General features: G+C 31.6%; 13 protein-coding genes and 4 pseudogenes. 3 read left to right on the plus strand and 14 right to left on the minus strand.

Annotation, left to right across the window (positions count from 1 at the left end; all coding sequences use genetic code 11):
* Positions 1-512: 512 nt before the first annotated feature.
* The 4 genes and pseudogenes from BAU27_RS11590 to BAU27_RS30960 all read right to left on the minus strand — a co-directional run.
* Positions 513-1,244 (minus strand): ABC transporter permease, encoded by a 732-nt coding sequence (locus BAU27_RS11590; RefSeq protein WP_071770953.1) that lies wholly within the window; start codon positions 1,242-1,244, stop codon positions 513-515.
* Positions 1,244-1,951, minus strand: a complete 708-nt coding sequence (locus BAU27_RS11595; RefSeq protein ID WP_071770954.1) for an ABC transporter permease — start codon at positions 1,949-1,951, stop codon at positions 1,244-1,246. The genes BAU27_RS11590 and BAU27_RS11595 overlap by 1 nt, the downstream gene beginning before the upstream one ends.
* Positions 1,926-2,857 (minus strand): annotated as a pseudogene (locus BAU27_RS11600) (ABC transporter ATP-binding protein). Before BAU27_RS11600 ends, BAU27_RS11595 begins: the two are co-directional and overlap by 26 nt.
* A gap of 151 nt (positions 2,858-3,008) precedes the next feature.
* Positions 3,009-3,074: pseudogene (locus tag BAU27_RS30960) on the minus strand (undecaprenyl-diphosphatase); the annotation flags it as partial.
* A 126-nt stretch (positions 3,075-3,200) separates the two neighbouring features.
* On the opposite strand from BAU27_RS30960, the pseudogene BAU27_RS33540 reads away from it, so the two are divergent.
* Positions 3,201-3,293, plus strand: a pseudogene (locus BAU27_RS33540) (transposase); the annotation flags it as partial.
* 144 nt (positions 3,294-3,437) lie between these two features.
* Positions 3,438-4,022, plus strand: coding sequence for a DUF7010 family protein (locus BAU27_RS11610; RefSeq protein WP_071770956.1), 585 nt, complete (start codon positions 3,438-3,440; stop codon positions 4,020-4,022).
* A gap of 647 nt (positions 4,023-4,669) precedes the next feature.
* Here BAU27_RS11610 and BAU27_RS11620 read toward each other — a convergent pair.
* The 5 genes and pseudogenes from BAU27_RS11620 to BAU27_RS11640 all read right to left on the minus strand — a co-directional run.
* Positions 4,670-5,200 carry a hypothetical protein gene (locus BAU27_RS11620; protein ID WP_071770958.1) on the minus strand — a complete coding sequence of 177 codons (531 nt, stop codon included), beginning with the start codon at positions 5,198-5,200 and terminating at the stop codon, positions 4,670-4,672.
* A 379-nt stretch (positions 5,201-5,579) separates the two neighbouring features.
* Entirely contained in the window at positions 5,580-5,960 is a 381-nt protein-coding gene (locus BAU27_RS11625; protein WP_071770959.1) for a hypothetical protein, read from the minus strand.
* Positions 5,961-6,695: 735 nt separating this feature from the next.
* Positions 6,696-7,220: a DUF2812 domain-containing protein gene (locus BAU27_RS11630; protein ID WP_071770960.1), complete on the minus strand. Its 525-nt coding sequence runs from the start codon at positions 7,218-7,220 to the stop codon at positions 6,696-6,698.
* Position 7,221: 1 nt separating this feature from the next.
* Positions 7,222-7,536, minus strand: a complete 315-nt coding sequence (locus BAU27_RS11635; RefSeq protein ID WP_071770964.1) for a PadR family transcriptional regulator — start codon at positions 7,534-7,536, stop codon at positions 7,222-7,224.
* A 197-nt stretch (positions 7,537-7,733) separates the two neighbouring features.
* A pseudogene (locus tag BAU27_RS11640) lies at positions 7,734-8,081 on the minus strand (tyrosine-type recombinase/integrase); the annotation flags it as partial.
* Positions 8,082-9,002: 921 nt separating this feature from the next.
* On the opposite strand from BAU27_RS11640, the gene BAU27_RS11650 reads away from it, so the two are divergent.
* Complete coding sequence (locus tag BAU27_RS11650) at positions 9,003-9,221, plus strand: hypothetical protein (RefSeq protein WP_000240393.1); 219 nt, start codon at positions 9,003-9,005, stop codon at positions 9,219-9,221.
* A 188-nt stretch (positions 9,222-9,409) separates the two neighbouring features.
* Here the strand turns inward: BAU27_RS11650 and BAU27_RS11655 are convergent, their stop codons facing one another.
* The 5 genes from BAU27_RS11655 to BAU27_RS11675 form a co-directional block, all read right to left on the minus strand.
* Positions 9,410-10,300, minus strand: coding sequence for a DMT family transporter (locus tag BAU27_RS11655; RefSeq protein ID WP_071770965.1), 891 nt, complete (start codon positions 10,298-10,300; stop codon positions 9,410-9,412).
* A gap of 10 nt (positions 10,301-10,310) precedes the next feature.
* Positions 10,311-10,709, minus strand: coding sequence for a MerR family transcriptional regulator (locus BAU27_RS11660; RefSeq protein WP_071770962.1), 399 nt, complete (start codon positions 10,707-10,709; stop codon positions 10,311-10,313).
* A 316-nt stretch (positions 10,710-11,025) separates the two neighbouring features.
* On the minus strand, positions 11,026-11,208 hold the full coding sequence (locus BAU27_RS11665; protein ID WP_038357340.1) for a hypothetical protein: 183 nt from the start codon (positions 11,206-11,208) through the stop codon (positions 11,026-11,028).
* Positions 11,209-11,501: 293 nt separating this feature from the next.
* A complete protein-coding gene (locus tag BAU27_RS33360; protein WP_071770963.1) occupies positions 11,502-11,888 on the minus strand; it encodes a hypothetical protein in 387 nt (128 codons plus the stop codon).
* A gap of 606 nt (positions 11,889-12,494) precedes the next feature.
* A partial coding sequence (locus tag BAU27_RS11675) for an N-acetylmuramoyl-L-alanine amidase family protein (protein ID WP_083595968.1) occupies positions 12,495-13,734 on the minus strand: 1,240 nt, incomplete at its 5' end.

Consider the following 13,734-nt stretch of genomic DNA (forward strand, 5'->3'; position numbering starts at 1 on the left):
AAGATAATAAAAAACTATATGGAAAGACCGCATTTTGTATAAAAATATACCTTAAGTTGATGGATGTGGGGTCTCGCCACATCGCTATCAAGCTAAGATTCTTAAACACCCCCATAACGAAAAAATTACTTCTCTAATGCTAGTGATTTATAAGGATTTAGCTCGTTATTTCATTTTATGTAACTACGAATTTCTTACCTTGATGGCAATAGGAGATTTTAGTGAGAAAAAATATAAAAAGATTTCATCCGGTATGATGAAATCTTTTTATATTTTTCTTCTAATTTATTTATTAAAATTAGAATTTTTATTACTATAGAAACCTAATATGATAACAAATGGAGCTAATAGAACACTTAACCAGTGATTTAATTTATACGGTAAATTCATATCAAAAATAATGGTAGCAATCATAACAATTAGAGTTAATATAGCTAAAAGATAAGTAATTATTTTCATTAGTAATCATCCTTGTATATTAAAGTGATTATATAAAATCATTAGTATTTACATTAATATGTTTTTTTATTGAAATTGATTAGTCCCCCTGCGAACAATACAATAAAACTAATCAATACAATTAATATACTTTTTGTAGAAATAAATAATAGCCCTGTTTCACTACCTGAAGGTAACATAGCTAAAAGGGGTTGACTCCATGGATAAATTGGACCAAATCGTTCAGACTGACTAATTATCATACCAGGTATCGTTAGACCAACACATACTACCATTGGAGCAGCAAAGCTGGACCATATTGCGGAAAGCCACATTTGAAGTGCTATTAAAGGTAATGTTGTAAATATTCCACCTATTAAAGATTTGAATATATATGTTGTAGGAAAAGGGCCTGTTATCCCGCAAATAGAACCTACTATAATTATTTCTAAAAGGAATAAAAGTTGAGTAATAATTATAAAAAATAGCACAAAAATAGCTTTAGTACAGTAAAGTTGATAACGTTTTATAGGCTGAACTAGTAATTGCTTCCACCCACCATGTAAATGATCGTGACGACAGATAAAAGCAGTAAAAATTCCAGTTAATAATGGGAGAAAGATCATAGCGTGTATTATTGAAGCATATGAATAAATAATTTCCCAATTATTTAAAGATGCTAATGTATCACTCACTTTTAGGTAAGTTAACATCCCTGTTAAAAGGGGACTAATAAATAATAGTAGCCAGATTTTTGTCTTTTTAATCTTATGGAATTCAGCCAAAAATAATCTTAAATTTAGCATTATTTATCCACATCCCTTCTTACAAAATCAAATGTTGCTATCAAAATTAGTAAAACCCCAACTGTAGCCCCTAACAGTGTAGTTGTATTTGATTTACTTGCAAGTAAGGGGAATTTCCATATAATCCAATCTGGCAAGGATTCTGAGAATAGTGCTAATACTGTACCTAAAACCCCCACTATTAATGTGATTCCTTGATTTTTATAAACAATGGATAACCATAATTGTAATGCTAAAACTGGTAAGGCAGAAAAGTAAGGGAAAAAACTAATTTTTATTACTTTTGACCATGGAATAGAATATCCAAAATCTAATCCTATACCTAAAAAAATACTCCCTATAAAGAGGATGGAGCAAGATATAAATAATAAAATAAAACTTAATATAAATTTAGCTATAAATATTTTTCTTTTTTCTATTGGTAGTATTAAAAGGTGTTTCCAAGAAGTAGAGCTGTGTTCTAAATGGGCTATTATAGAAGTAATAATTGTAATCCCTAGTAGTATTGCTGGAAGGGAAAGAGACTGAACATTTGAAAGTAGCCCTCCCCACAAATCATTTTTATATTTTTCTATCAAGTAATCGTATCTTAAACTGAAATTTATTGCTTGAAGTACAATAACACCTATTGGGGCTATCACTATTAAAAACCAAACCCACTTACGCTTTAATTTAAGAAATTCAGATGCTAAGAGGGATTTGTACATCGTTTTGTTCCTCCTTTACGATGTTTAGGAAAATATCTTCAAGTGAATTTTTTTCTTCTTCAATACGGAATACAGATATATCATTTGCTACTAAAGCTTTCACAATCTTAGCTATAGCTGTATTATCAGTATTAGATATAACAATTTTATCCTCCTCCATCACTGACGGTATACCACTAGCAAGAATGATTTTCCATGCTTCCTTAGGTTTATTAACTAAAATCTTAATTGAATTATGTGAATGTTGTCGTAAAACTTCAATTTTATCCTGGAAAATGAGCCGTCCCTTTGAAATAATCCCAACATATGTAGCCATCTGGTCTATTTCACTTAATAAATGACTTGATACTAGTATAGTAATGCCTCTGTCCTTAGCAAGGCTCTTTATTAATTCACGCATTTCATGTATCCCTTGGGGATCAAGTCCATTTGTCGGTTCATCTAAAATTAATAATCTAGGATCACCAAGTAATGCAATGGCAAGGCCAAGACGTTGTTTCATGCCTAAAGAGTATTCTTTAACTTTTTGGTGTGCTGCATTCTGCAGTCCGACAGTTTTTAAAACAGCATGTAGTTTTTCTTTTGGTATATTTCTTAAAAGTCTATAAACTTCTAAATTTTCAATTGCGTTGAGATGTGCATAATAAGAAGGATTTTCCACTAGTGCTCCAACATCAGATAAAATAGATAAACGATTTTCATTTAAATCTTTACCGAAAATTGTAATATTGCCTTCAGTCGCTTTAATTAAGCCTAATAACATTCTAATGCTAGTTGTCTTTCCAGCACCATTGGGTCCTAAAAATCCATAAATTTCACCTTCAGGAATTTTTAGATTCACACCACTAACCACACTACTTTTTTATATTTTTTAGTTAGATTATTTGTTTCAACAATATATTTCATATAAACACCACCTTATATTTATTATATTTCACGAAGGTTAAATTAAATTTCTAAAGAGTTTAAAAATTGTTTAATTTATATATCTTTAAATATATAGAAATTATTATGTAGTCAACCGAAATTAAATTCCAATTAGAAGTTGAAAAAATGAGGCATATTGTTTACCTAAATCATTAATTGCTCGAAAAATATCAATATTGAATTGGGAAAAAGACATTTTCAAATCCATCCTTCTTTCTTTCTTCTTTCTCACTATAATAAAAAAAGAAAAAGGAAAACATCGAACTTTCTTACAAACATTCGTGTATTCTTACAGTTTTGTCATTTTGTAAATGTATTCATCGCCTTGCCTTTCACTATTTTCTTTGGAAAACATAGTGAATTACGAGAAAGAGCGCTACAAGATCAACTTCCAAGAAGTAGTGCACTAAACCTCTAGCCAGCACTCACACCAAAAAACAAGGAAGGAAGTCTTAAATACTTGCTAGAATTTTAAATGAAAAGACATTGCAAAATCACTTGAAATGACGCCGCAAACAGGCCATTTAATGGTGGGGAAATTTAATTGAGGAGGGAAACTATGAGAATACCTTTTGTACCTAAAAATGTTGAGATTAGTCAGGATCGCTATGATTTTATCAAAGAATACCGAGGCGGAGGATTTATGTTAATTGCAGGTGCTGTTTTTTGGTTATTAGCATTTATATTAACTTATGCATTACCTAAAGTAGCGGTAGTAGAGTTTTATATATGGGGTGGATTGCTTATTCCTATAATTGGAGTAGCTTTATTTAAAGTGATGAAAATGTCTGCAAAACCTAATCAGTATTCATCATTGGTTACATTTTCCTCCGGTGTCGTAGTTGTTTGTATTCCAGTATTGTTTCTCGTTAAAGAACTGAATGTGGATATGTTACTTCCTGTAATATGTATTATAAATGCCGCTCATTTTCTTATTCTTTGCTGGGTTCATTTAGATTATTTATATTTCATACTTGTTATATTGGGAGTTTCACTTGGGTGCCTTTTTATTTATACTCTACCAAGTTCCCAAGTACATTACCTTGCATTAATTTGGGGGTTAATTTCTTTAATAACTGGAGGTATTACTCATTATTCTACTCAACAACCTTTAAAGGGATATGACTATTCCATCAAAGGATAAATTCAGCAACCGGTTTTATTAATTAATAACTGTCGAGAAATGGAAATTTTCTTTTTCTATAGTTAGTTATTGTGAGAAGTCAGCCCTTTTTTTCATTTTAGGAGGTATTTTGTTCTATTAGGTTGATAGGGATATGGTGCTACCCCTGTTAGTAGTAATTTTAATATCACTATGGATAAATTACTTTTAAAACTTTACTTCCGAGAACGAGAATTATGTAAATGAGCTGTCCATATGGACATTTTTTGCTTAGACCAAATGTTTTCCCTTACAACATTTTTATTCGCCACATTTATTGTATTAAAATCCAGTGTTGGGTTTCTTTGCCCATCCCCTCGAAATGGGGGAATAGCAAGCGGATTATTAAAAAATCCTTATAAACAAAGGATTTTAACGTCTTTTAAAAATGATTATGTCAAAACATATACATTTCAATTGAAATATTTCAAATAATTATAATTTTTATTTTTGAAATGAAAAATTCTAGATTTATAGCTAATTCCCCCATCTCGGGGATTTGAGCAAAAACACCTGAGTACAATGAAAAGAATAAAACCAAAAGCTAAAGGCTTATCGTTTTATTCTTTTCATTTAATTTCTTGCCCCTTATCTTTCATCTCCATACTGATACCACACCTTTTTTTATTTTACTCTCCTACTTCTTTTTCCTTTTTAATAAACCTTATAATTAAGTCTTCACCTTTGTATCTAGGGTCTAACTTAATCACACCTTTATATTCAATTACCTTCACCTTATCCATGACAATTATACTGTCATACAACTCTTGCCCTACCCATAACTTTTTAACTTTATCATCAACAATCAATTCTAAAGTAGGGCGTTCAAAGATAAGATACTCGTTCTCAACATGTCTCCCAAGAACAGGTGCTTCTATTGGCTTACCTTTCGCAACTAGTTCACCGGTTTGATACCCCTCTATTACTGACAAGACTATACAAAACAATACAAAACAACCAAAGTATATCCAATTTTTCTTTCTTCTCTTTTTCTTATATGCTTCCAGTTCTACAATATACGCTTCCAATTCATACTCTGTGTACCCCTTAACGTCTGTAGTCAAATAATAGGTTTTTCCAAACTTTTTACTTGTAAATGCTACATAGTCGTTTAAATACTCTGGGTCTTTCTCATAGTTTATAAATTTCTTTTCCCCCATACTGCTACCCCTATCTGAAATTACCAAGATTACGTCTATTAAAAATCACTATAAATAATAATAAAAGCATCCCTATTCCAAACACAATAACATTGCTTTGAGCAATTTCTTGATCTCTCCAAGAGGTACAGCCGAGATATGTGTAAAAATAGGTTATAAGCTTACTTTTATTTCCGCTTGTAGTAACAATGCGTATAAATATATGTTTAATGTGTAATTTTTATGTAACAACGAAAAAAGCACCCGTTTGGATACTCTCAATGTGAAAGAGTGTGTGTATTGAATAAAATAGCGGTTAGATTGTCCTATTCCCCAATATATACTTGTCCTTCTTAAAATGTGAAAAAACGCTCTAAATAGATTCTTAATCATTTATCTACTAGTACTTCATAGGTGTACCCCAATTATTACTTTTATCAAGTTGAATCTTTCCGTCTTCATCTAACCTTTTGAGAAGATACTTAACACAATACATTTGATCTTCCATTACCATCCAATAACATATTTCATCAAACGATACTTCGTATAATGGTAATCTCAACATCTTAAGTACTTCCAACACATGAGAAGCGTGCTTTTCATAAAAGTTATTTAGTAAGTCTATAGCTTTTTCTGTAAACTTTATCTCGTCTACATCCTCTAAATAGCCTTGTTCAATAAGTTTATCTTTAATGCCTGGTGCTTTGTTTATTTCTGATGGATTTCCTATGTAATCAGTAGTGTTTATTAGATAATGTAGCAATTCTTTTTCTTCTAACACAATTCATCTCCCCTTTATCTCATTATAACAAAAGAAACCGCTACAAACGTAACAGCTCTTTTAAGAGGATGTGATTAGATTTCACAAAACAAACGAACACAACGAACGAAAATAGAATGTGATTAGATTTCACAAAACAAACGAACACAACGAACGAAAATAGAAATAGTTAACAAATGTCTGTTTTTATAGTTTATAGGTGGACATAACTATACCTTCATTTTATATATATAAATTATTGTTAATTGTATGTATATTTATTTCTATAAGAAAATGAATTTCATATTATAACTAAATATAATTCTTGAATATATGTAAATAGAGTTTTCTTATCTTTTTTTACTTATATGATGAAGAAATCAGTTTTGGGGAAATTAAACAAACGTTTGTTAAAAATGTTTTAGTTAGAAATCAATGTGTTAGATATGATGATGACAATTATCCACTTTGTTAAATTTTGCTTTTGTTATATAAATTTTATATAACAAACAAAAAATTAATTAATACAGGGACTAGGAATATAAAAATGAATAGAATGAAGTTATTGGCTTAAATGAAAGTTCGATAAAAAGATGCTGAAAAGATTCATTTCAACATAAAAAGAAACCCTTGTATTTTGAACAATGATTGTTCAAAATACAAGGGTTTTATAACTTACCTCTCAAAAATTATATGAAAAAGATTGATCATTTTGGTAGGCAAATAACTTATAAACTTACAAATTCACTTTCTATATTATCTTGTTCGTAACGAATGGTAGTAAGTCGCTATTAATGTCGTTAACATTGGAATGGCAATGACAAGTGAAACTAAGAAAACTATTTCAAATATTGTACTTAATAATCCAGAACTAATCGAATAAACTATATAACTTATAATAAGTAGAACTGTACTGATCACAACTGTTGACATAACTGATTTTCTAACATTTTTTATCTTTTCCCGTTTTGTTTCTTTATCTGTATAAATTGGCTTTGTACCAGGTTTCGCTTTAAATAGGTGCATATTAAAACTTGAACAAATATACTCCCAACCGGATAATTGAAACATTTCAATATATTCTTCTAATTCATTCTCCCCTAATTCTCTTATATCAAGACTAAAAATAACATCTTCAGCGACGCCTTTTTCTAATTCATATCCCATTCTTTTAAAGCGTTTCACAATCCATCCTTTTGCAGCATACTTTTTTAATTTTTCTAAATCCTTTTCTTCAGAAAAAGCAATTCCATTTGACGTTATGTATTTTGTTTCTCCCATCTTAGTTCTCCCCTTTTAATCCATTTTCAGCAAAATCAAGCATCGTTTTTCGTCTCGAAATATCTTGCTCCAACACTTCTCTTCCTTTAGCTGTCAAAACATAAACTTTTCTACGTGAATCTGAATCATCAAATAGCTCAATGTAGGATTCAGTTATTAACTTTTTAATAATTGTGTATAGTGATGCAGGCCCAATTACTACTTGCCCATTCGTTAATTCTTCAATCAAACTCATCACTGCATATCCATGTCTTGGTTTTGTAAATCCCGCCATAATATAAAATACAGAATCGGTTAATTGTTCTAATGACTTCATTTTCTCCCCACTTTCTATATCACTAAATGATATATCTAAAAATAATATATCATTTAGTGATATATTATTCAATAAAAAAATGGAATAAATATTCAATTTCATTCCATCTTCAAATAAAATTCGTATGAAACTATATCTCAAATCCTCAATTACACTAGAAAACATGTCACAGATAAATAAAAAACATCTAAATTAAATTAGATGCGAAAGGTATCAAGTATATTATCTTTCTCTTCTTTATTAATCCCAATGTATCTTAATGTGATTTGTGGTGTACTATGATTCAATATTTCTTGTAACATAGCAATATCTTTTGTTTGCTTGTAAAACCAATATCCAAATGTTTTACGCATGGTATGGGTACCTAAAGATTCGACTCCGGCAAAATCCCCGGCTTTTTGTAACTGTCGATAGGCTTGAATTTTACTTATAGGTTTATCACCTTTTCGAGAAGGAAATAACCAGGTACTTTTTAGATCCTCAGCGTATGGAAGTACTTCCTCAAAAATGGATGTAGACTTTTTGATACGATTTTTGTGGACTTTATTACATTGGAATAAAAAATGATTTGGCTACGCAAAATACTCTTTATTGAATTTTAATTACATAGGAGTATGAGAATGGATACAGCATTTAAAAAAGTATTTAAAGTACTCGCTTTAACAATCGGCTTCATTGTTTTGGCAATGGTGACAATTTATAGTCTGTTTTTTATGCACTAGTTTTTTATGGGAACTATCAATCACATGTGAACACAACTGAGGGAGGTATTTTCCTAGCACAGAAACAAGGGGTGTGCCTCAATCATATGTAGAGCTATCAAAAGGGAATGGATAGGTCAGGGCATTCACCACCACATCGCTACACATACAACAGTAGGACAGTAAGGTGCGGTGCTGGGTGCGAGGATAGGTAACAGTACTAGTACTAATAACAGTACCAGTAACAGTACCAGTACTGACAGTAGCGAGGCACGAGGACAGCGACAGGGCATGGCACACACCACGAGGCGAGGACAACAGCAAGGAAGGAAGGAACGAATGAAGAACAATGAAGGAAGAATGAAACAACAAACAAACATGAATGACAACAGTAAGATCAGTGGGATAAATGGGAGGAACGAACCATGTAGAGGATTGGCGATACCTACTATATTTTTATATTCGGATATAAAGCGGTATCCTATGGGGGCAGGCATGGTACATAGCGTCGTCTGGTCTCCGCTACAAATACGCAATAAATTTCAAATGTTTTTGGGGATAACAAGTCACCGAGATTCGCAATTCTGACTCAATAACTTTTTCTTTATGGGGTCTCCGCCACATCGCTATCAAGCTAAAAAAATAGGTCACCCCCAAAACGAAAAAACATGTTAAATTCCCATAGATAACTATCTTATATTAATTACATAACCTAGTGTGTGATATAATAATATAAAGATATTATATTTAAAGGAGGGATTCAAATTGGTTAAAAACTTACCTTTACTAATAGTGATTTTAATACTTGGTGTAAGTTCTTCTACATTAAGTACGAATGGATACTTTTCTCCAGTTATAGAATGGTCTTTAATGATTATAAGTATTATTTTAAACATTACTGCAGTGATAGGTTTATCACTACACGTTCTTGTATATCAACCTATGAAAAGATTTGAAACAAATTTAAAAGAGACCTTCAAATAAAATAATTATATTTGAGGTAACATCACATCACTATCGAGCTAAAAAAATGTATCCATAAAAAGAAAAAATACGCTATTCTTTCTGTAGAATCATAGGAAAGGATAACGTCTTTTTTGCTTTATGTGTAGTGTAAAACCTTAGATAGCGATGTGGTGCTACCCATATATAGTCTTTATCTAAATTCATTCTTATAATGAAGCAGAAACTTTTTGTTTTCTTTTTAAACGTAAGAAGCCAGAAGCTGTTAGAACTCCTAAAATAACTAAACATGTACCTACTATTTGAGGTAATGAAATAGTAGAACCAGTTATGATAGAAAGAATCATCGTGACTACTGGAACTAAGTTGAAAAACAAAGACGTGTTACTTGCACCAATAGTATCCATACCTTTATTCCACCAAAGGTAGCCTAATACACTCGTAAATAGAGCCATGAATAAAATAGCACCCCAAGCTGAGAACGTAACGTAAGATAAAGGTTGAGGACTTGGTAAAAAGACCGTTAGTATCGTAAGGCAAAGAGACCCAATTACCATCGTATAAGTGGTTGTCTCCATTGACGAACTACCATTTAAATATTTTCTTCCTAATACACCGTATAAAGCCCAACATATATTCCCTGCTAAGATAAGTAAATCACCTTTAGAAATAGATAAAGTTCGAATAATTTCTAATGAACCTTGAGTAAGTACCAATATAACGCCTACTAAAGCAAAGGCTATGCCAAGCATTTGCTGTTTTGTAATCGGATTTTTTAAAATAAAATATGCAAAAAGTGCAGTTACTAAAGGATTAGTTCCCATAATCAATGCCCCATTTAAAGGCGAAGTATACTTCATCCCTAAAAAGAAAAAAGTGTTGAATCCAAAGATGCCTATAATACCAAGTAGGATATACATTTTCCAATGAGTCTTAATGATGCTTATCTTTATTTGTTTTTGAAAGCTCAAGATAAGTACCATAACCAATGCAGCTATACCAAATCGCCATGCTGCAGCACTCGCAGCTGAGAAATAGTGAACAGAGTACTTAGCCAGGTTGAAAGTAGCCCCTGTAAATACAGCAAAACCTATTAACATAAGATATATCTTACTTTTCACCTTTTAAGCCTCCCATCATCGTTTCATATGTCTCTAATTTTACCTTCGCCATATTCATAACCGTTTCAATCTCTTGTTTCTGCTCTTCTAAAAGGAGTAGATGTTTCTTTAAAATATCTACTCGGATTTGAATCTTTTTTAACTGGATGTCATTAGAATCAATATTTTCTAGAAGACATCCATCCTTTAAAAATTCTTGGATATCTTCTAAAGACATCCCTGTTTGCTTTAACATTTTCATGAATTTAAGTAATCTAATTTCACCTTCTGTATATCTTCTTTTCCCACCTTTCCTTAATGGAGAAGACAATAGACCAATCTTTTCATAATAGCGCAAAGTATGAGCCGTGAATCCTGTTTTTATAGCTGCTTCTGATATACTATACATTTTCATTTCCTCCTTTCTTTACATGCTACTACTTCGACTTAACTCTAAGTCAAGGATTAAATAACAACTAAAGGAAGAAATAATAAAAAGGTACGGAATTTTCCCGAACCTTTTCGTTTAATTTACATAAGTCCCAATATCAGTAGTCAACAATGCGTAAAATTTTTGTTATGGGGGTAATTAAAAATATTAGCTTGACGGGCATGGGGTATCGCCAGCATTTTGGAAAACCCCCACCCTACGCAAAAAATACAATAAGCTGCCCATATGGACAGCTCATTTACATAATTATCGTTATTGGAAGTTACTTTTTGTTTTATTTTTTCTCACTAATTTTAAGTCGTTTTGCATTTCCAAAAAATGCGCTCCCAATTACGAATATAACAGAAGAGATATACAGTGTTATCCCTGAATATTCATTATCAAATATTGTAGTATTAAGCAAAGTAACAAACATCATCAATATAAGTGATATGTACAACCCATTAATATTTTTCATTTATGTTCCTCCCTTACTTTTTTCTTTTCTCTTTCATCTCTTTTTTTCGGCAACTCCTATGTAATAAATAGTGGTTTCTAAAGGTATTATTTAGAATCACTTTTCCCTATTTTACCATTTAAAAGAAGGGATATGTTGTTTGATTTTTGTTGTATATTGTACACATATTCGGTTAACATAACATCCTATTATCGGAATTCAATGTATTTAAAAGACTATTAAAAGTCCTCCAGATTGTTTAACTGGAGGACTTTCGTGTTCACATAATTCTCGTTATCAGAAGTTGATCTACATCAGTTTATTCGTCTTATAAAATAGAAAACTAAGGAGGACAAAGTAATAGGAAGACTAAATTTAATAAAATCCATTATAGAATAAGATACATATCCTCCAGATAATCCAATGTACATTAAATATGTATAGAAAACACCTAATAATATAAACAGGGGAATCCCAATACTTAATTTATAACTTCTTTTTATTTTTCTATAAGAAAATTCCCCTAGTAAACAGCCTATAAGTACAGGTATACTCCCATACATAATGTAAAGAAGAGCCATCGACCAGGGGGAACCAAATGATGCTTTCATACCTTCAGAGTTATTTATAAATTCCAAATTAGATGTAAATATAGAAAAAAATACGAGACATACTAAATAACTAACTATAAATTTTTTCATTTCTATCCCCCATATAATTCACAAAGATATCTTCATTATATGACAGTTACACTTACCTAATATAGATAAAATGTAATATGTATATTGTATTCATGCTTGTATAACATAACGTCCTATTATTAACGGAAATTTTGTGTGTTTTATAGCACCGAAGTTTATTTTTATCGTTTTTAGGGTAACTTGTTTTCTTAAGTTGATGGACATGTGGTGCTACCCCACATGCCCATCAACTTAAGAATTTTATAACACCCCAAACAAGAAAATGTACATTTCCTCTTGGAGATGTACATTTTTTCGTTTTGGGGTATTCGCTTTTCTTAGCTTGATGGCGATGTGGTGCTACACCTATTCTAAGCGACTTATCTAATCTCAAAAACGAGGGTATTTGAGATAAATGAAATTCACCCTAAAATATGCTGAAAATAGCTTTGAATATGTCTCAAAACTCATCTCTAAATTAAAGTCTCAAAGAATCGAATTGACAAGCAATCATAGGGAGTATACCCGAAAAAACTAAAACGGATCATAACATGGAAAATAAACTCAGTCCATGTCATGACCCATTTTTATATGTATAGGCTAACTTTTCAAGCTATCATTATGTTATTACATTTTATGTCCCCATTGGTCAAAGTGATAATCTTTACCGTCGATTTTAAACCAACCGTCTGAATAAAGTGAACCATCTTCTCTAGCACAATACCAAAGGTATCCGTATGCAAGAGGCCAAGGTCTATATCCACCACCAACTTGGAACCATCCTGTTTTAGCTGCTCCATTCTCATCAAAGTAATAATATTTATTATCGATAGTTTGCCAGCCCGTTTGTGCTACGCCGTTATTGTCAAAATGGTATAGCTTACCATCGATTTTTTCAAATCCTGCGCGATTAACTGATCCATCTTCATGAAAATAATATTTTTTTCCGTCAATGTTTTCATAAGCATTGAACGTGTAATTGCGACCATTTGTGAAATAGTATCTTTTACCGTCTATCATTTTCCAACCGGTATAGAAAATTCCATCTTCTAAACTATAATATTCCAGTAGTTGTTCACTTTTGTTGAGCCCTGTTTTATAAAGCGAACCGTCATGCTTAAATGATAATATTTTGTTGTCCAACTCAACATTAACAACGCTGTCTATAACTTTTCCATTTAGATCAGAAACTCTCTCAAGCACACCTTTGTCGGAAAAGTGAAGGATAACCCCTCGATCTTCTATACGTACTTCCTTTTTATTTACATTGTAATTTTGGAAGTAATAAATTTTACCATCTACTTCTTTTAGACCTTCTTTAACGAATGCTCCAGAAGCATCGGCATAGGAATCTCCCTCCCAGGTTGATCGTTGTAAAACACCATCATTAAAGTAGTAGTATTTATTCTCAATCTGTGAATCACTTCCATTTCCAGCAACCATGTAGCCATAAGGCGCTGAGAAATAATAAGTCTTCCCCTTAATTTCTTGCCAGCCTGTCAAAATGACTCCTTCAGCATCTGTAAAGGAATACCCATCACCTCGGTTTATCCAACTGTTCTTTATCACGTTTCCAGAGGAATCTTTTGCAATCCATTTAGTAGAATCTTTTTCATCAGCTACAGCCTGTACTTTATCATACTTCTGTCTCTCATTTTCTTTACCCGGATACCACTCTATTAACCAATTGTTAATTTCATTGTTGCTTTTATCATCGAAACGAATTTCAGATTTGAAACTCCAATCCGTAGCGAATCCAGAAATATACTGATTACCAGCTAAACTTACTCCATTCTTGTTATTCAAACGGAACTGAAATTTACCATCGTTAGAATTTCCTATCTGAACAAGTTCAAACACTTCATCA

Source organism: Bacillus sp. NH11B (assembly GCF_001884205.1).
Classification (GTDB): Bacteria; Bacillota; Bacilli; order Bacillales; family Bacillaceae_G; genus Bacillus_A; species Bacillus_A proteolyticus.